At 64.0% G+C, this 17,094-nt stretch carries 18 protein-coding genes; 14 read left to right on the top strand and 4 right to left on the bottom strand.

Annotated elements, in window-relative coordinates:
* Positions 1 to 13 precede the first annotated feature (13 nt).
* Genes EOC93_RS04210 through EOC93_RS04200 form a run of 3 tightly spaced genes read right to left on the bottom strand, consistent with a single transcriptional unit; the run spans position 14 to position 3,035 of the window.
* Positions 14 to 1,261 carry an NAD(P)/FAD-dependent oxidoreductase gene (locus tag EOC93_RS04210; protein ID WP_127203937.1) on the bottom strand — a complete coding sequence of 416 codons (1,248 nt, stop codon included), beginning with the start codon at positions 1,259 to 1,261 and terminating at the stop codon, positions 14 to 16.
* The gene (locus EOC93_RS04205; protein WP_127203936.1) at positions 1,258 to 1,971 is read right to left on the bottom strand and encodes a methyltransferase domain-containing protein; all 714 of its coding nucleotides are present in this window, start codon (positions 1,969 to 1,971) and stop codon (positions 1,258 to 1,260) included. Before EOC93_RS04205 ends, EOC93_RS04210 begins: the two co-directional genes overlap by 4 nt.
* Positions 1,968 to 3,035, bottom strand: a complete 1,068-nt coding sequence (locus EOC93_RS04200; RefSeq protein WP_095489166.1) for a type III polyketide synthase — start codon at positions 3,033 to 3,035, stop codon at positions 1,968 to 1,970. Before EOC93_RS04200 ends, EOC93_RS04205 begins: the two co-directional genes overlap by 4 nt.
* Before the next feature lie 902 nt (positions 3,036 to 3,937).
* Between EOC93_RS04200 and EOC93_RS04195 the strand changes: the two genes are divergently transcribed.
* From EOC93_RS04195 to EOC93_RS04165, 7 genes are all read left to right on the top strand, one after another.
* Positions 3,938 to 4,333 (top strand): hypothetical protein, encoded by a 396-nt coding sequence (locus tag EOC93_RS04195; RefSeq protein WP_245461353.1) that lies wholly within the window; start codon positions 3,938 to 3,940, stop codon positions 4,331 to 4,333.
* Between the two features lie 218 nt (positions 4,334 to 4,551).
* Positions 4,552 to 5,910, top strand: coding sequence for a multicopper oxidase family protein (locus EOC93_RS04190; protein ID WP_127203935.1), 1,359 nt, complete (start codon positions 4,552 to 4,554; stop codon positions 5,908 to 5,910).
* Positions 5,911 to 5,939: 29 nt separating this feature from the next.
* Positions 5,940 to 6,380, top strand: coding sequence for a DUF411 domain-containing protein (locus EOC93_RS04185; protein WP_095489164.1), 441 nt, complete (start codon positions 5,940 to 5,942; stop codon positions 6,378 to 6,380).
* Between the two features lie 14 nt (positions 6,381 to 6,394).
* Positions 6,395 to 6,922 (top strand): TlpA disulfide reductase family protein, encoded by a 528-nt coding sequence (locus EOC93_RS04180; RefSeq protein WP_127203985.1) that lies wholly within the window; start codon positions 6,395 to 6,397, stop codon positions 6,920 to 6,922.
* A 13-nt stretch (positions 6,923 to 6,935) separates the two neighbouring features.
* Positions 6,936 to 7,673, top strand: coding sequence for an SCO family protein (locus EOC93_RS04175; protein WP_127203934.1), 738 nt, complete (start codon positions 6,936 to 6,938; stop codon positions 7,671 to 7,673).
* Positions 7,674 to 8,115: 442 nt separating this feature from the next.
* Positions 8,116 to 8,514 (top strand): Cu(I)-responsive transcriptional regulator, encoded by a 399-nt coding sequence (gene cueR, locus EOC93_RS04170; RefSeq protein WP_127203933.1) that lies wholly within the window; start codon positions 8,116 to 8,118, stop codon positions 8,512 to 8,514.
* Positions 8,511 to 9,062 (top strand): cytochrome c, encoded by a 552-nt coding sequence (locus EOC93_RS04165; RefSeq protein WP_245461352.1) that lies wholly within the window; start codon positions 8,511 to 8,513, stop codon positions 9,060 to 9,062. The genes cueR and EOC93_RS04165 overlap by 4 nt, the downstream gene beginning before the upstream one ends.
* Before the next feature lie 39 nt (positions 9,063 to 9,101).
* Here the strand turns inward: EOC93_RS04165 and EOC93_RS04160 are convergent, their stop codons facing one another.
* On the bottom strand, positions 9,102 to 9,956 hold the full coding sequence (locus tag EOC93_RS04160; RefSeq protein WP_245461351.1) for a helix-turn-helix domain-containing protein: 855 nt from the start codon (positions 9,954 to 9,956) through the stop codon (positions 9,102 to 9,104).
* Between the two features lie 180 nt (positions 9,957 to 10,136).
* Here EOC93_RS04160 and EOC93_RS04155 point away from each other — a divergent pair, with 180 nt between their 5' ends.
* From EOC93_RS04155 to EOC93_RS04125, 7 genes are all read left to right on the top strand, one after another.
* A complete protein-coding gene (locus tag EOC93_RS04155) occupies positions 10,137 to 10,901 on the top strand; it encodes a phytanoyl-CoA dioxygenase family protein (RefSeq protein WP_095489160.1) in 765 nt (254 codons plus the stop codon).
* Positions 10,902 to 11,118: 217 nt separating this feature from the next.
* Complete coding sequence (locus EOC93_RS04150; protein ID WP_095489159.1) at positions 11,119 to 12,141, top strand: ABC transporter permease; 1,023 nt, start codon at positions 11,119 to 11,121, stop codon at positions 12,139 to 12,141.
* A 57-nt stretch (positions 12,142 to 12,198) separates the two neighbouring features.
* Positions 12,199 to 13,167: a sugar ABC transporter substrate-binding protein gene (locus EOC93_RS04145; RefSeq protein WP_095489158.1), complete on the top strand. Its 969-nt coding sequence runs from the start codon at positions 12,199 to 12,201 to the stop codon at positions 13,165 to 13,167.
* Positions 13,168 to 13,226: 59 nt separating this feature from the next.
* The gene (locus EOC93_RS04140) at positions 13,227 to 14,744 is read left to right on the top strand and encodes a sugar ABC transporter ATP-binding protein (RefSeq protein ID WP_127203931.1); all 1,518 of its coding nucleotides are present in this window, start codon (positions 13,227 to 13,229) and stop codon (positions 14,742 to 14,744) included.
* Between the two features lie 12 nt (positions 14,745 to 14,756).
* Positions 14,757 to 15,707, top strand: a complete 951-nt coding sequence (locus EOC93_RS04135) for a ribokinase (protein ID WP_095489156.1) — start codon at positions 14,757 to 14,759, stop codon at positions 15,705 to 15,707.
* Positions 15,704 to 16,165 (top strand): D-ribose pyranase, encoded by a 462-nt coding sequence (gene rbsD, locus EOC93_RS04130; RefSeq protein ID WP_127203930.1) that lies wholly within the window; start codon positions 15,704 to 15,706, stop codon positions 16,163 to 16,165. Before EOC93_RS04135 ends, rbsD begins: the two co-directional genes overlap by 4 nt.
* Before the next feature lies 1 nt (position 16,166).
* On the top strand, positions 16,167 to 16,997 hold the full coding sequence (locus EOC93_RS04125) for a 3-methyl-2-oxobutanoate hydroxymethyltransferase (RefSeq protein WP_127203929.1): 831 nt from the start codon (positions 16,167 to 16,169) through the stop codon (positions 16,995 to 16,997).
* Positions 16,998 to 17,094: the final 97 nt, after the last annotated feature.

The following is a 17,094-nucleotide window of genomic DNA, read 5'->3' as shown; positions in this document are numbered from 1 at the left end:
CGGCCTCAACCCGTCAGACAAAGCCGGGAACCGGCTTTGTCTTGCCGCTTAGTTGCGCGCCCAATGTCAGTGTCTGTGGGAAATTCCGGACAATTGCCGCCATCAAGGTGGCGCTGCCGGGGCGAAGGGCAATTCCGGCAAGTGCTGCAGCGGCGTGGACCCGTGTCGAAAAGAGTCTTTTCCAGGCCGCCTCATAGCGTCTGCCGGCAGCCTCGCGCCCCACCCGGCCGCTTGGCGCGCATGCGAGTTCGCAAGCCAGCAGCCAGCCGGACTGAAGCGCCATCGAGATGCCCTCGGCGATAACAGGATGAGACTCTCCGGCTGCATTGCCGACGCGGAAGATGTCCCGTTCGTAGCAGGAGCGAATGCCCGGCCGGATCGGGCCTGCGGCAAGCCACGGACCGTCGCGGTGAGCTGCCCCAAGGGCATCCCTGACACCCCGGCACGATTCCATCAGATGGCGGGAGACCGCATCGGCGGCCGACACATGGCTGTGGTTTGGGCCACGGTGTTTACGCAACCGCGCCAGCATATCGCGCCGAATGCAGCACGAGATCGACAACCGGCCATGATCCGCCGAGACCATGCCGCCATAACCGCCAGGGAATGCCAGCAAAGGCATCAAATCAGGCGCCAGGGACGACCCGGTGAAATGCGCCTTGAAGCCTAGCAGGTCCGAGGGGCGGTTGCTCTTTCCGGGTTGGCTGGGCAGCGGTCCTGGTTCCCAGGAGCCGTGTGCGGCGACAATCACCGGCGCACGCAACATCGTCGTTTCGCTTCCGGCTTGAATTCGCACCATTTGCATCTCGCCATCCGGGTCGACGGCGACGGCGTGATAGGGCTGAAAGATTTCGACGCCCGCCGATCGCGCCGCCTGCAAAAGCAGACAGTCGAGAATGTCCCGGCCAAGCGCCCGGCCGAAGCCATCTTTTGCAGAGCGCCCATCTTTTGCAGGGGGCCCATCGTTTGCACGGGGCCCATCTTTTGCACGGGGCATTGGCGCCTCGATGCAGGTCTCGCCGGAAAAGAAGCCGACGCGGCGGATTTCGGGGCCGGCATTGGCACGCCAGGCATCGCCGATCTCCAGCTGGTCCAGAAGCGCGAGATTGCTTGCCGATATATATTCGCCGCAGACCTTGCGGCGCGGGAACGCGCTCTTCTCCACGATAGCCACGGCCCACCCGCGCCGGGCCAGCGTGAGCGCGACGGATGTGCCCGCCGGGCCGGCGCCTATGATGATCGCGTCATGGGTCCGCGTCATAGGTCATCACCGGTGCTGGCGCCGACGAAAATGTGGGAAAAAAGGCCGGCGCGCCGTTCCTCGACCGGTTTGCCTTTTGCCGCAAGCCAGAGACCAGAAAGCTCGCTGCCGCGAAAACCGGCGCGCACGCTTTGAGCCGCGTCGTTTCGTGTGACATCATTGGCGCCGATTGCCGGGAGAAGACGGATTGCGGCCAGCGCCAGTTTCGCCCGCAACGGCTCTGTCGCCAACATCAGCGGGGCCTTCGGCACCATCAGTGCAAACAGGCGCACGAGCTCGGCGTCGTCGAAATGATGCAGAAACAGATTGACGGTGATCGCGTCGAACCGCCTGCCCTCATTCTTTCTTGCCCAGTCGAAGACATCGGCGGTGATGCCTTCGGCCGTCCACCCCAGCCTGTCGAAATCACCACGCAATTGCGCGGTGATGAGGTCGACGCGGTCGAGCATCACCAGTTCGACCCCAGGCCATTGCCCGGCCATGCGCCGCGCTACCGCCAGCATGAAGGAGCCATCGCCGGCGCCGATCTCCAGAATCCGGCGTGGCGGCTTTGGCACAAATTTCCCGAGCAGCGACGCCATGATCTTTGCCTGAAACATCAGCGCGTTGATGTGACGAAGGTCGCGGCGCGTGGCAAGCGCTCGCGGATCGTCGGCCGCAAGTCCGTCAAGGATTTCCGGCGCAACCTTACGGTGCTCCAGGCCCCTCATGACACGGTTCGAAAAAGCATGGTTTCGGCCGTCAGCCCGGGTCCGAACGACATGCCGCAGCCGAGCAGGCCCGGCGGCGCCTTCAGCATCTCCTTCATCACGAACATGACGGTCGCTGACGACATGTTTCCGTATCGGCGCAACACCTCGCGCGATGGCTCCAGCGCGGTGGGCGCGAGTTTCAGAGCCCTTTCGACGGCGTCGAGAACCGACCGTCCACCCGGGTGCACGGCCCAAAGGTCGACCGCTTCCGCTGTCCGGCCGCTGAGGATGGCGTCCTGGTTGCTCCGCAACGCTTCATGAATCGCTGCCGGGACCTGGCCGGAAAGAACCATCTCGAAGCCGTGGTCGCGAATGCTCCAGCTCATCAGGTCACGCCGCTCACGCGCCACGATACAATGAAAGCTCTCGAGCTCGACGCCGGCCGGCTCTGCGGTGACGAGCGCGGCCGCGCAGCCGTCGCCCCAGAGGCAGAACGACAGCAGCTTTTCCAGTTCGGTCGTTTCGCGCAGATGCAGCGTGCAGAGTTCGATATTGACCAGGAGGACCTTGGCGCGAGGGTCGGAGCGGACGATGTGGCGGGCAAGCTTGAGACCGTTGATCGCCGCGTAGCATCCCATGAAACCAATCATCGTGCGTTCGACCCTGTCCGGCAGGCCGCATCGCGCAACCAGATCCAGGTCGATGCCCGGCGCCGAAAAACCGGTGCAGGTGGTAACGACGAGATGAGTGATGCGGCGAGCGTCATCGCCAAGCTCCAATCCGTCGACGCCTTTTTGCGCCAGAACAGGCGCGGCATCTCCGAACATTGCCATTCTCTCGGCCGTTCCAGGAAAGGCGCCCCGGATAAAAGTCCCAGCCAGATCTGCTGATGGTCCTTCGGGGTCGCCAGCGGGTGCAAAGCAGGAATAGCGGCGCTCGATGCCGGCGAGATCAGCCATGCGTTCGAAAATTCTTCGGCGATCGGCCACAAGCATGGAGGCCGCGAAACGCAGATAGAATTGATGAACCTCGTGCTCCGGCACCGCTGTCGCGATCCGGTTGATATAGGCTTTGGCCGGCATATTCTGTCTCCTCGGCGTATGCACGGTGTAACGTGAGGCCACCGCCGGAGGGTCTTTGCTCACCAAGGATGGAGCGTTGTTCGATAAACGTTTCCGAAAACTGATTTCATCCCGAGATTCGGCACACGCTGTTGCAAAGCGATGCTGCGGTTCGCCGGCACTAGCAATATAGGCTCCATCGCCGAGGCGTCGACGGGAGAGCCCGCGCTTCTGGCAGATGCGAGCCGCGGGCCGAGGCGCCTTGCGTCCGGCACTCACCGGGCACCGTCTTTTTCCTGCATCGACGGAACATTAGCGCATACTAACAGTTGTAGGATGACAGCGGGTATCTCCCGGATATTGGCTGCTGGATCGGGGTCCGTACCCCGGTCGGCCCGCGCTCCTCCAGAGGCGCGGGCCTCCCGGTCCTGAGGGCGGCTATTGGAACAAGAATGCCGAGCAGGCGTTCCACAAATTATGTCCAGCTGCCCGGGATGCGCGGAAAAGACAAAGGAGAGCTGTCATGAACAATATCATCTGGCTGGTTGGGGCCGTCGTTATCGTAATAGCGATACTCAGCTTCCTTGGCCTTCGTTAACATTCGCCTTTAGCGAAAAGGCGACGCAGGACTAAGTAGTCACTTGGATCTACTCCGAAACCCATACCGCAGCGCTAGCTGACGCCGCTGTGTCACGCGCTTTCCTGCTGCAAGTGTTCCGATTCCAATCGCCCGATCGTTTAAGCAAAGCACGATGTTGATCTGCGCACGCCAGCACTTGCGTCGCATCGGTCCGCTGGGGGTTGCGAACTCTCGAAGCCGGTCGCCAAATTGCGTGCGCGGTATGAAGCCAAGGCTTCTTTCTCGTCTTGATGTCAGGGCATTGGGACTTGCAAAAGCCGCACTTTGAGGCCAGCCTATGCGCATGATGGCACGCCGGTCGGCAAAGCAATTGCTTGTCATGCTGCTCGCGGTCTTCCTGACCGCCGGGTTCAGCCTTGCCGGCGCTCAGGCGAGCGTCATGTCGGCGCAGATGATGACGACGACGTCGGACAAAGCCATGGTCATGCACTCCGACGCGGACACGGCCATGTCGTCCCACATGGCTGGCGACTGCAAGGCGTGCCCCAAAGGAGCCGGCGACAAAGGCGATCCTATGCATTGCCCGCCGACCTGCATCGCACCGGTGCTCGCGGTGCTGCCGCAAGGCATCGCCATGAGGATAGTTGCGCGGATGCAGGAGCCGTTGGCGCTACCGACCCCGCTTCTTCACGGGCGAAGTTCCCTGCCCGACCCATACCCTCCAAGACAAGCGATCTGATCTGACGCCGTTTCAGCCGTCCTGCGGCTGATTGTCGGCGCTCGATCGCCCACTGCGCTCATTGTGGCGTAGCGGGCGCGGACAGCAGGTCAATCGATGTCGGACGGTCGCCGTCGATCGAGATCGCAAAGGGCATAAGGGTGCATTCCGATTCCAGTTATTTGATTTCACGCCGCAGGTTTCTCGTTGCGGCGGCGGGGGTTGCCGCGTCCGCATCGATGCGTCCCAGGTGGGTATCCGCCATGGAGGAGCGCCGGATCAGGGTTGCGGCGAGCCAGGCCCGGCTCACCGGCCCCGATGGCCCGCAAACCCCGGTATGGGCCTATGACCGGACAGTTCCCGGCCCAGCGCTACGCCTGCGGCAAAGAGAGCCGGCCCGTATCGTCGTCGACAACGGGCTCGACGAGGACACTACGGTTCATTGGCATGGCATACGATTGCCAAATGCGATGGACGGCGTGCCAGGCCTGACCCAGAAGCCGATCAAGCCGGGCGAGAGCTTCGTCTATGAGTTCACGCCGCCCGATGCCGGCACCTTCTGGTATCATCCTCATGCCGACAGCCTGGTGCAGCTCGGCCGCGGCCTTGCCGGCGCACTGATCGTCGAGGAGGCCGAGCCGGTCGCCGTCGACCGCGATCTCGTGTGGCTGCTGCAGGACTGGCGGCTTGCCAAGGATGGACAGATCGCTGCCGGCTTCGGCAACATGATGGACGCGGCGATGTCCGGCCGCGTCGGCAATGTCGTCACCATCAACGGTGGGGCGCCGGCAGATCAGAAGGTGCGCGCTGGCGAGCGCGTCAGGTTGCGACTGGCCAATGCGTCGCTCGCCCGCATCATGGCCTTGCGCTTCGAAGGTCATCGCCCGGTTGTCGTCGCGATCGACGGCCAGCCCTGCGACCCGCACGAACCGGATAGCGGGCGCCTTGTGCTCGCGCCGGCCATGCGCATCGATGTGATGCTCGACATGCAGGGCGATCCGGGCAAGCGCTACGCCGTGATCGACGATTTTTATGATGGCCTCGCCTACACACTGACCACGCTCGCCTATGACGAGGCGCCGCCGCTGCGCGCGCATCCTCTCGACGCGCCTGTCGGCCTGCTGCGCAATCCGCTGCCGGCCCCGGATCTCGCCGGGGCCGAGCGCCAAGAGATCGTGCTGCAAGGCGGCATGATGGGCGGAGGCAAGCTCGCCGGCGTCGGCGGCATGATGGGGATGGGGATGCCCGGTATGAATGGCGAGGCCGCCTGGGCGATCAACGGCACGTCGATGACCGGCGACGGCCACGCCGGCATGGCGCCGCAATTCACGCTGAGACGCGGCACGACCTGTCATCTCACCATGCGCAACGAAACCGCTTGGTGGCATCCGATGCACATCCATGGCTTCAGCATGTCGGTGCTGTCGCGCAATGGTTCGTCGGTGCCGCACCGGCAATGGCAAGACACGGTGCTGCTTGCCCCAAAAGATACGATCGAATGCGCCTTCGTCGCCGACAATCCCGGCGACTGGATGCTGCACTGCCATGTCGCCGACCACCAGATGGCCGGCCTGATGACCGTCTTCCGCGTAACCTGAATCCATTCGTTCAACGAAGGAGAACTGCAATGAAACTGACCTACCGCCTCGCCGCCCTTGCCGCGCTGATCGCAACGCCGCTGCCCGCGGTCGCCGCCACGATCGAAGCGGTGATGTACAAGAACCCGCAATGCAGTTGCTGCGAGTCCTATGCCGCCTATCTCGAGCAGAACGGCTTCAAGGTCGATATCAAGCCGGTCAACAATCTGTCGCAGATCAGCAGCGATGCCGGCGTCCCCGCCGACCTCGAAGGCTGCCACACGCTGATGGTTGACGGCTATGTCATCGACGGCCTAGTGCCGATCGACATCGTCAGGAAGCTTTTGACGGAACGCCCCGCCATATCAGGCATCACCCTGGCCGGCATGCCGACCGGCGCGCCCGGCATGGGCGGCGAGAAGTCAGGGACCTGGACGATCTACGCCTTCACAAAGGACGGCAAGGCGCCGACCGTCTACGCGACGCGGTGAAAACAGTCGTGACCATGAGCAAACTGGCCATGGCCCTGGTTGGCATGCTGCTGGTGTTTTCGCGGTCGGCATCGGCTTCCGAACCGCCGCAGAATTTTGCCGTTCACGAAATCCCGGTGCCGGTGCCAGAAATCAGCTTCGAGGACGGCGATGGTCGACCCCGAAGCCTTGCCGATTTTTCCGGCAAAATCGTGCTGCTCAACGTCTGGGCGACATGGTGCGCCCCCTGCCGGAAGGAGATGCCGACGCTCGACCGGCTGCAGGCCGAGCTCGGCGGGCCGGATTTCGAGGTCGTCGCGCTGTCGATGGACCGCGCCGGCCCGGACATCGTGAAAAAGTTCTTCGCCGAGATCGGCATCGAGCACCTCGCCCTCAATATCGATACCTCAGGCAAGGCCATGTTCGCCATTGGCACCGTCGGCCTTCCAGCGACTTTGCTGATCGATCGCAACGGCAAGGAAGTCGGCCGGCTGATCGGCCCGGCGGAATGGGACGCGCCCGGCATGGTCGACTTCATCCGCAGCCGCATCGCTGCCAGGTGAGAAAGGAACAGATATGTCCGAGCCAAAGGCTCGCTGCGTCGCGCCGGCTTTGAACGAATGGAGGCGTTTGCTGCTACGCGTAATTGCCATCGCGGCGCTGATCGCAGGCTTTGCGTATCCGGCGCAAGCTCACTCGCTCGGCGAAGTCGATGCCATGCTTCAGAGCGACGAGAAATATTTCCAGACGCTCGACAGACCGGCGCCCGATTTCACACTGCGTACCGCCGACGGGCGTGTCGTGCGGCTGGTCGATTTGCGCGGCAAGGTCGTCATCCTCCACTTCATCTACACATCGTGCCCCGATGTGTGCCCCCTGCATGCCGAGAAGATCGCCGAGATCCAGAAAATGGTGAACGGCACGCCGATGAAAGGCCAGGTGACCTTTGTGACCATCACCACCGACCCTGTGAGGGACACGCCGGACGTGCTGCGCAATTACGGACCGGCGCACGGGCTCGACCCGGTCAATTGGCTGTTCCTGACCACGACCGCGGGTCAGCCTGAGGATGCGACCCGGAAGCTCGCGGAAGCCTTCGGCCACAAGTTCGCCTTGACCGATGGCGGTTACCAGATGCACGGCACCGTCACGCATGTGATCGACAAACAAGGCCATTGGCGCGCGAATTTCCACGGCCTGAGTTTCGCGGCGGTCAATCTTGTCACCTTCGTCAACGCGCTGACCAACAATGTCGAGCGCCCGCACCATGAGAAGGAAACGGGGTGGTGGGCGAAAATCAAGGGCATGTTCTGAGGCACCATTCGTCTTGACCGAAATTTACGACGAACTTATTCCCATCGGAATCGCCGATGCTCACCGGCGAGGGCGGGCTTCCACCGACCATAGAGGCGACCGCAATGATGAATGGCCCAATGGGTATGTGGATGATGGGCGGCATGGGGCTCACATGGGTCCTGGTGCTTGTCGCCCTTGTGCTCGTGATTGCAGCGCTCCTCAAATACCTGCGAAGCTGACGGGGCTGACGATCGCGACCCGAAGAGCGACAGGACCGCGATGGAGAAAGGATCGCGGACAGGTGAAATTCCCAGTCCGCAAGCACGGTTTTACCGACGAGCAGATCGTGGACGCGCCGAACCTGTGGGACGGCTGCGGCGGGGCATCCAAATTGCCATACCGGGTTGACCTTCTAGCTACAGGAAGGTTTACTTTCCCACTGACCAAGGAGATTTTCATCATGAACATTGGTATCGCATCCGAAAAATCCGGCCTGCCGTCCAAGACGATACGCTACTATGAGGACATCGGGCTTTTGCGCCCGGCCCGGACGGAGAATGGCTATCGTGACTATTCGGCAGACGACATCCACCGCTTGCGATTTCTGCAGCGCTCGCGCAGCCTGGGTTTTTCGGTCGACGAGTGCCGCCAGTTGCTGTCGCTCTATCAAGACAGGGACCGCGACAGCGCCGACGGGAAGGCCATTGCCAAAGCCAAGCTCGTGGAGATCGACAGGAAGATCGCCGAACTGGTGGGATTGCGCGGCCTGCTGCATCATCTGGTTGAGCATTGCCATGGCGACGAGCGGCCGGACTGCCCGATCATCGACGAACTGGCGGGAGAAGGCCTGGTTCAGTGAAATGGACCGCCGCCACCGTGATGCTGTCGCTTGCCTGCGCCTCCGCGGTGGTGGCCGCGGCTGGACCTGACCCAATCATTGCGACGCGCCAGTCCTCGATGAAGGAGATGGCCGCCGCCGCGAAAACGATCGCCGCGATGTTCGACGGCAAGCTGGCCTATGACGCCGCGGCGTTCAAGGCGGCGGCCGAGACCATCCGCGCCCGCACCGGCCCTACGCTTATCACGGAATTTCCGAGCGCGACATTGGGCGCGCCTTCGGGCGCCAAGTTGGAAATCGATCAAGCCCGTTCGGAATTCGAGGCTCTGGCCCGTCACATCGGGAGGCTGGCCACCACGCTTGCCGCCAAGGCCGAGCGGGCGCCCGCCAGCATCACCGACGACATGAGGATGGGTACCGGCCCGGCGATGGGCGGCGGCAGCCTGCTTGGCAAGCGGCCGGCAGCGGCGCAAGCCGATCCTGCCAAAACTCCTGCCGAGCACCTGTTGCATCTTATCCTGCAGGATTGCTCAAGCTGTCATTCGAAGTTCCGGCAGAAGGTCCTGTGAGGGCCCGACCGAGCACGTGTTGATCAGTCGACGTTCCAGCTAATGTCCCGGCCCGGCGCTTAATTCGCTGCGGCGCCAGGCGGCCGGCGAGATTCCCACCGAGCGCTTGAACTCGCGCCCGAAATGATAGACGTCGCAGAAGCCGCAGGCTTCGGCGATCTCGGCCAGCTTCTGGTCGCTCTGCACCAGCAGCGATTGCGCCTGCATCAGCCGCTCGCGCATCAGCCACTGATGCGGGCTTGTCCGCAGATGTTTTTGGAACAGCCGCCGGATCTGCGAGGGACCGAGCCCGGTAACGGCGAACAGGTCGGGTGCCGTCCAGGCGAAGCCGGGTTCACCGCGCATGGCGTCCAGGGCAGCGGCTAGCGGCTTCGGCAAATCATCAGGACCGGAGCCGGCGAGCGCCCGGTCGACCAAAAGCACGAATTCGGCGACCAGTTGGTTGAGCCTGAAATCAAGGCTGGCGTCGCGCCGCCGCAACGCGGCAAACAGCCGCTCGAACCACGCGACTGGACTCATGGCTTCCGGGAACACGGCCCGCAAGGTCCCCTCTCCGAACAGCTTGCGCCGCAGGATCCCCGGGTCCGGGCCGTCGAGCCTGAACCAGAGCAGGCTCCACGGATCGTGCTCGTCGGCGGCATGCACATGCGGCGCCTCGTTGGCCATCCACACCAGTTGGCCCGGCCGCACCTCCAGCTGCTGTCCCAACGTCTCCACGATACCGTGGCCCGACAGGCAATAGAGGATGTCCTGGCCGGGATAGGTCGCGCGTTCTATCCGGTAATCCGGCGCCGCGGCGACCTTGCCGGCGCGCAGCACGCTAAACGCCGTGCGCGTCCATCCGGCCGCCGGCACATAGTGGAAACTCTCGAGAACCGACGTTCTTCCTCGCATGCGCGTTTTATACAAAAACTGCGCGGTGCTGTCCATTTTGTTCCCTGCCAAGCACCGCTAAGGTTGCTTTCAAGAGGCAGGCGAGGTCGGCATTCAGTTGCATGGACCCGCTCTTCCCAAGGCCCTCGAGGCGCATCGCGCCACTGAGGGCCCGTTCGCGAAGACCAGGGAGGCAAGACGATGCTCGCGATGACCAAGGAAGAAACGGAACACTACATCAGCGACGGGTACATTATCCGCAAGGGGCTGCTGAGCGTGGCCGAGGTGGACGATTTTCGTGACCACGCACGCAGGCAGCTCGAGGCGGAGACCAGGAGCGGAGCCGTCATGGCCAAGGGCGACAAGGAAGGCAAGACCACCCTCCTGAAGATGTGGACCAAGGCGGAGGACGACAAATACGGTCTTCTGGCGCGCGACGAGCGCATGGTCGATCTCGCCCAGGATGCCGTCGGCAAACCCATCTATCTCTACAGCCACAAGATGACGATGAAGCAACCCAATGAGGGCGGCGCCTGGGAATGGCATCAGGATTTCGGCTATTGGTACAATTACGGCTGCCTCGCGCCGGAGATGATGAGCATCTATGTCGCGCTCGACAAGGCGACCCGCGAAAATGGCTGCCTGCAGGTGCTCAAGGGTTCGCACAAGCTCGGCCGCCTCAACCACATCCGCGAGAACGACCAGACCAATGTCGAGCAGGAGCATCTGGAAGCGGCGCTGAAGCGCTACGAGCATATCTATGTCGAGATGGAAGCCGGCGACGCGCTGATCTTCGACGGCAATCTGCTGCACCGCTCCGACGCCAATCGTTCGGACACCTATCGCTGGGGCTATATCTGCTCCTACAACGCCATCGAGAACGCGCCGTTCAAGAAGGTGCGCGAATACGGAAATTACGACGAATTGCATAAGGTGCCTGCCGGTTCGTTCCGCAAGGCGTCCTGACGTCGACAGCAAGGCACGGGCGATCGCGCCCGCACCAACCATGATTGGAAAGATCGTGGAAAGGCAGGGAGATAGAGCCGCATCCTGATTCTGTTTGGGAATAGGCTCTCATGCATCGACCCGCACACGAGCTCGGTTCGGGTCGAGGATGGAACCGGAAGAGGAGTGGCGGTGCCGGTCGTGACCGGCGGTTCGCCACACACAGGGAGGATGCTGTATGGCCGATGCGGTCAGGACCGGCGCGCGCGCGCCAGCCGCGGACCGATTGACGCTGGCGCGGCTGTTGCGGGCGCGCGAAGCTGGCGTGTTCATCGCGCTGCTCGTGCTATGCCTGTTTTTGTCCTTCGCCACCGACGGGTTCCTGACGTCGCTGAACCTGCTCAATGTCGGTCGCCAGATCTCACTGCTCGGGATCATGGCGGTCGGCATGACATTCGTGCTGATCGCCGGCGAGGTCGACCTGTCGGTCGGCTCGACCTACGCATTCTCCGGCCTCGCCACCGGCATGCTGATCATCGCCGGCTGGGCGCTTCTACCGGCGATCGGCGTCGGCCTGCTCACCGGCGTCGCCATCGGGCTCGTCAACGGCGTGCTTTCCACCTATGGCCGGCTGCCGTCGCTGATTGCGACGCTCGGCATGCTGTCGATCGTGCGCGGTGCTGCCCTCATCCTGACCAACGGCCAGCCGGTGACGGTGAACGCCCGCAACGGCGCCCTGCCCGAGGTCCTGCAGACGTTCGGCTTCATGGGCCAGGGCTATCTATTCAGCATCATCCCGATGCAGCTGGTGTTTTTCGTCATCATCGCAGCACTTGCCTGGGTGGTGCTGTCATTCTCCAATTTCGGATTCCGGGTCTACGCCGTCGGCGGCAGCGCCAAGGCCGCGCGTGTTTCAGGCATTTCCGTCAACTCGGTCAAGATCTGCGCTTTCGTGCTGATGGGCGTGCTAGCGGCCTTCGCCGGCATTTTGAGCCTGGCCTTCCTGCCAAGCGGTCAGGCCGGACGCACCGGTCTCGGCCTGGAACTCGACGTCATCGCCGCGACGATCGTCGGCGGCGCCTCGCTTTCGGGCGGCGAAGGCACGATCCTCGGCACCATTCTCGGCGTCCTGATCATCGGCGTGATGCGCAACGGACTGGTGCTGATGGGCGTATCGCCTTTCGTCCAGGAACTGATGATCGGTCTGGTCATCATCATAGCGGTCGGCATCGACAAATGGAGCACGCGCCGGCCGAGCTGAAGCAGGAAAACCAAAGCAACAGGCCAGTCAAAAGGCCAACAACAGGGAGGACTATCCATGAAACTCAGACATGTCATTCTCGCAGCCGCGCTCAGCCTGTTGCCGCTGTCGGCCCATGCCGGCGCCAAGCTGGCCGATTTCGCATTGGCCGACCGCATCAAGGCCAAGATCGCCGCCGGCGAGCCGCTCGACATCTACGTCTCCTACCACGACGTCTCCAACGAATTCGCGCCGTTCATGAAGGCCGGGGTCGAGCGCGCCGCCAAGGAGGACAAGGTCGGCGCTCAATTCATCGGCCCCGTCGGCGCCGACGCCGACGGCCAGATCAGCGAGATCGAGACGCTGATGGGCAAGATGGACGGACTTGCTATCTCGTCGGTCTCGACCGATGCGCTGGCGCCACTGATCGACCGGGTCATCGCCGCCGGCATCCCGGTCGTGACCTTCAACACCGACAATCCCGAAAGCAAGCGCCTCGCCTTCGCCGGCCAGGACCTCGTCCAGTCCGGCCGCGAGGCCGGCAAGCTAATGGCCAAGGTGCTGGGCGGCAAGGGCAAGGTGATGATCACCACGATCGACGCCGCCGCCCAGTGGTCGCTCGACCGCGAGAAGGGCGCGCGCGAGGCGCTCACCGCCGAGCCCGGCATCGAGGTGGTCTCAACGCTCAACACCGGCACCGATCCGCAGAAGATCTATGCGGCAATCGAGAACGCCATGCTGGCCAACCCAGCGATATCGGGCGTGCTGTCGCTCGAATGCTGCTCGACGCCGGCCGCCGGCACCTGGGTCGAGCGCAACAACGCGGCCGACAAGGTCAAGGTGGTCGGCTTCGACCTGCTCGACCAGACGGTGCAACTCGTCCAGGACGGCAATGTCGAGGCGACGATCGACCAGGCGCCGGAGAAGCAGGGCTTTGCCGCGGTCGACCTGATCGTCCAGTTCCTCAAGGGTCAGCCGATCGAGAATCTCGACACCGGCGTCGGCGTCTACACCAAGGAAAACATCGCCGAGGTCGCCAAGAAGTAACAAGCCAGCGTGACGGGAGTTGCCGGCCTTGGGTCGGCAGCTCTTCGTCCAGCCAGCCAATGACAGAGCAACAGAGCCCTGCCCCCATCGTCGAGATCTCCGGCCTGACCAAGCGGTTTCCCGGGGTGCTGGCGCTCGACCGCATTTCCGTCGATTTCCGCCCCTGCGAGGTGCATGCCGTCATCGGCGAGAACGGCGCCGGCAAATCGACCTTGATGAACATCCTTGCCGGCGATCTGCAGCCGGACGGCGGTGAAATCCGCATCGACGGCGAGGAGGCCACCATCGCCTCGCCGCTGGCCAGCCGGGCCGCCGGCATCACCGTGGTCTATCAGGAACTGGCGCTCTGCCCGACGCTGACCATCGCCGACAACATCATGATGTCGGACATGGCGGCACGCTCGGCCGTGTCGTTGGTGCCGCGCGAGGAGATGCGGCGCGAGGCGCGGGCCGCCTTGACCCGCCTCGGCATGGGCAAGCTCGACCCCGACACCAAGGTTAGCCGGCTTTCCGTGGCCGAAATGCAGCTGGTCGAGATTGCCGGCGCCATCCGCCAGCGTGCCCGCCTGCTTGTCCTCGACGAGCCCAATTCGGCGCTTTCCAAGCGCGAGAGCGAGCGGCTGTTCGATGTCGTCAGGCAATTGCGCAGCGAGGGCGTCACCGTCATCTACGTCTCACATCATCTGAAGGAAGTGCTCGACCTTGCCGACCGCATCACCGTGATGCGCGACGGGCGCACCATCGAGACGCTGGACAATGACGGCCTGTCGGAAGACCGGCTGATCCGCGCCATGGTCGGCCGCGAGCTCGACACCGCGACCCAGTGGTCGTTGCAACCCGAGGCGCGGTCGGATGCCGCGCCGATCGTGCTCTCCGTCGAGAAGCTGACCGCACCGGGGCTGGATGAGCTGAGTTTTAGCGCCCGCGCGGGCGAAATCCTCGGCATTGGCGGCCTGCCCGATTCCGGCAAGGACACGCTCGGCGAGGCCCTGTTCGGACTATGCGGCCGCAGCGGTCGCATCACCATCGACGGCAAGGAGTTGCGCGCAGCCGACCCGCACGCCTCGATCCGCAACGGCATGGCGCTGGTACCGGCGGACCGGCGCGGCGCGGGCGCGCTTTTGTCGATGAGCGTCGCCAACAATGTCGTCTCGGCCTCGCTGCCGCGCTTTTCGCTCGCCGGCTTCATGCGGCGCGGCGCGGTCGGCCGCGAAGCCCGCGCGCAGGTCGCCCGGCTCGACGCGCGCATTTCACATCTCGGGCAGAAACTGGCGACTTTGTCGGGCGGCAACCAGCAGAAGATCATCCTCGGGCGTAGCCTCGTCACCAATCCACGCGTGCTGGTCCTGCACGAGCCGACGCGCGGCGTCGATGTTGGCGCCAAGGCCGAGATCTATGCCATCCTGCGCGGCATCGCCGGCGAAGGCGTGGCGGTGGTGATGATCTCGTCGGAGATTCCGGAATTGATCATGAACGCCGAACGCGTTCTGGTGCTGCGCAACGGCCGGATCTCGGGTGAACTGACCGGCGCCGGCATCAACGAGGAAGCGATCCTGGCCCGCGCCATGGCGTCCTGAACGAGGGCATTGATGACACCACCCAAAATCACAATCGTCGGCAGTTTCGCGGTCGGTCTGACCATGCGGGCGCCCAAGCTGCCGATTTTCGGCGAGACGATGCTCGGCACCGATTTCGACATGGGGCCGGGCGGCAAGGGTTCGAACCAGGCCGTCGCCACCGCAAGGCTGGGCGCCGCCTCGTCGCTGCTCGCCATCATCGGCACCGACAAGCTGGCCGGGATCGCCACCGATCTCTACGCCGCCGAAGGCGTCGACTCGAGCCTGGTCACGACGCGTGCGGAGCGCGCCACCGGCGTCGGCTTTATCATCCTCAACGACAGGGGCGAGAACTTCATCATCCTCGACATGGGCGCCAACGAGCTGATGGATGCCGAGACCGTCGACTTGGGCGAACGGCGCATCGCCGAGAGCGACGTCGTCATGACGGTGCTCGAAGTGCCGATCGCCGCCGCTGCCCGCGCCATGGAGCTCGGCCGCAAGCATGGCGCCCGCACGATCCTCAATCCCGCACCGGCGCGCCAGCTTCCTGACGCGATCTTCGCCTCCGTCGACTATCTGACGCCGAACGAGAGCGAGCTGCGCATTCTGCTCAGCCTGCCGGCCGACGATCCACGCTCATCGCGCGAGCTCGCTGGCGAGTTGCGCCGCCGCGGCGTCGGCAACGTGGTGGTGACCTTGGGCCGGAGTGGCGCGCTGATCCTGACCGACGAGCTCGATGTGATGGTGCCGGCAGTGCCGGTCACCGTCGTCGACACGACCGGCGCCGGCGATGCATTCAATTCGGGCTTTGCGGTGGCGCTCGCCGAAGGCCGCGACATCGTCGACGCTGTCCGCTTCGGCGTCGTCTGTGGCGCGATCGCCTGCACCGAGCTCGGCGTCATTCCCGGCCTGCCTCAGCGGGCCAAAGCCGACGCGCTCTACGCCCAGGCCCTGAAGACAACATGGAAGGAAGCGACATGAACCGAAACCGGCTGCTCAATGCCGAACTGGCGCACGCCATCGCCTCGATGGGTCATGGCGACCTGATGATCGTCTGCGATGCAGGCTTTCCGATCCCCTCGACCGCCTGGCGCATCGACCTCGCCATCTCGCCTGACGTGCCGGATCTCGAAACCGTGCTGGCGCCGATCGCAGCCAATTTCATCGCCGAGCGCGTCGGCTATGCCGATACGCTGCCGGTGCACAACGCGCCGCTGCTGGCCAAGCTGACGCGGCTGTTCCCCGACGCCGATTTCGAGACCACCAAGCACGAGACCATCCTCGGCGAGATGGCGGCAAAGGCGAAGGTTATCGTGCGCACCGGCGCCTTCGATCCGTGGGGCAACATCCTGCTTTATTCCGGCGTCGACGTGCCGGCCTGGTTCTCCAAGCCGGGTGTCGTCGCGCCGGACTATTACGCCAAGAAGCTGAAAGGCTGAGATGCCGCGCATCTTCGATTTCGGCGGCCGCGAGGTCGAGCGCAGCGCAACCGTCGCGGACCTGCGCGCGCTCAAGGGAACCGGGCGCCATGTCGCCCAGGTGACGGCGGAAACGGCGGACGAGGCGGCAGCTGCCGAGGCCGCCGGCGTCGAGATGGTCGTCTGCCGCGCCGCCAACGTTTTGCGCGTGCGCGAAGGGTCGCGCCGCGTCTTCGTCACCGCAGCCCTCGGCTTCGCCGAAGCCGTCACCGGCGACGAGATCCTGCGCACGGCCTTTCGCGCCATCACCTCCGGCGCCGATGCAGTGATCACCGGGCGCGGCTATGACAGCGTCCGGCTGCTCGCCGATGAACAGATTCCGGTCATGGGGCATCTCGGCTTCGTGCCGCGCAAATCCACCTGGGTCGGCGGCATCAGGGCGGTCGGCAAGACCGCCGTAGAGGCGCTGGAATTGTGGGACCGTTTCCGGCGGCTCGAGGATGCCGGCGCCTTCGCCGTCGAGTGCGAAGTCATCCCGGCTCAGGTGATGGCGGAAATCAACCGCCGCACCTCGCTGGTCACCGTGTCGCTCGGCTCGGGCACCGAGGCGGATGTCATCTTCCTGTTCACCTCCGACATTTGCGGCGAGAGCGCCCGCCTGCCACGCCACGCGCGTGCCTGGGGCAATCTGGCTGCCCTGCAGAAAGCCGTTAGGGATGCGCGGGTCGAGGCGCTGTCGGGGTTCCGCAAGGAAGTTGCCGGCGGTGGCTATCCCAGCGACGCTGAAGTCGCCGGCATTACCGAAGCGGAGTTCGAGGAATTTCGCGCGCGTCTCGAAGCAACGCGAAATTAGAGTCCAAAAGCTCGCCATCGGCGAAGCAGCCGATCTCCCCCTTGCGAGCAGGGCAATCGCATTTGGATTCTTGCGAAGATGGACCCCGCCCTAACCC

Origin of the sequence: Mesorhizobium sp. M6A.T.Ce.TU.002.03.1.1 (assembly GCF_003997275.1) — a bacterium.
Taxonomy (GTDB): Bacteria; Pseudomonadota; Alphaproteobacteria; order Rhizobiales; family Rhizobiaceae; genus Mesorhizobium; species Mesorhizobium mediterraneum.
The sequence above is the reverse complement of the archived record's forward strand: the minus strand, read 5'-3'. Positions and strand labels throughout refer to the sequence as shown.

Excerpts from the sequence above, each read along its gene's own strand:
- cueR (WP_127203933.1), top strand. The coding sequence starts at position 8,116 with ATGAACATTGGTATCGCATCCGAAAAATCCGGCCTGCCGTCCAAGACG.
- EOC93_RS04135 (WP_095489156.1), top strand. The coding sequence starts at position 14,757 with ATGACACCACCCAAAATCACAATCGTCGGCAGTTTCGCGGTCGGTCTG.
- EOC93_RS04180 (WP_127203985.1), top strand. The coding sequence starts at position 6,395 with ATGAGCAAACTGGCCATGGCCCTGGTTGGCATGCTGCTGGTGTTTTCG.
- EOC93_RS04160 (WP_245461351.1), bottom strand. The coding sequence starts at position 9,956 with ATGCGAGGAAGAACGTCGGTTCTCGAGAGTTTCCACTATGTGCCGGCG.
- EOC93_RS04205 (WP_127203936.1), bottom strand. The coding sequence starts at position 1,971 with ATGAGGGGCCTGGAGCACCGTAAGGTTGCGCCGGAAATCCTTGACGGA.
- EOC93_RS04185 (WP_095489164.1), top strand. The coding sequence starts at position 5,940 with ATGAAACTGACCTACCGCCTCGCCGCCCTTGCCGCGCTGATCGCAACG.
- EOC93_RS04140 (WP_127203931.1), top strand. The coding sequence starts at position 13,227 with ATGACAGAGCAACAGAGCCCTGCCCCCATCGTCGAGATCTCCGGCCTG.
- EOC93_RS04210 (WP_127203937.1), bottom strand. The coding sequence starts at position 1,261 with ATGACGCGGACCCATGACGCGATCATCATAGGCGCCGGCCCGGCGGGC.
- EOC93_RS04150 (WP_095489159.1), top strand. The coding sequence starts at position 11,119 with ATGGCCGATGCGGTCAGGACCGGCGCGCGCGCGCCAGCCGCGGACCGA.
- EOC93_RS04195 (WP_245461353.1), top strand. The coding sequence starts at position 3,938 with ATGATGGCACGCCGGTCGGCAAAGCAATTGCTTGTCATGCTGCTCGCG.
- rbsD (WP_127203930.1), top strand. The coding sequence starts at position 15,704 with ATGAACCGAAACCGGCTGCTCAATGCCGAACTGGCGCACGCCATCGCC.
- EOC93_RS04175 (WP_127203934.1), top strand. The coding sequence starts at position 6,936 with ATGTCCGAGCCAAAGGCTCGCTGCGTCGCGCCGGCTTTGAACGAATGG.
- EOC93_RS04155 (WP_095489160.1), top strand. The coding sequence starts at position 10,137 with ATGCTCGCGATGACCAAGGAAGAAACGGAACACTACATCAGCGACGGG.
- EOC93_RS04190 (WP_127203935.1), top strand. The coding sequence starts at position 4,552 with ATGCGTCCCAGGTGGGTATCCGCCATGGAGGAGCGCCGGATCAGGGTT.
- EOC93_RS04125 (WP_127203929.1), top strand. The coding sequence starts at position 16,167 with ATGCCGCGCATCTTCGATTTCGGCGGCCGCGAGGTCGAGCGCAGCGCA.
- EOC93_RS04145 (WP_095489158.1), top strand. The coding sequence starts at position 12,199 with ATGAAACTCAGACATGTCATTCTCGCAGCCGCGCTCAGCCTGTTGCCG.
- EOC93_RS04200 (WP_095489166.1), bottom strand. The coding sequence starts at position 3,035 with ATGCCGGCCAAAGCCTATATCAACCGGATCGCGACAGCGGTGCCGGAG.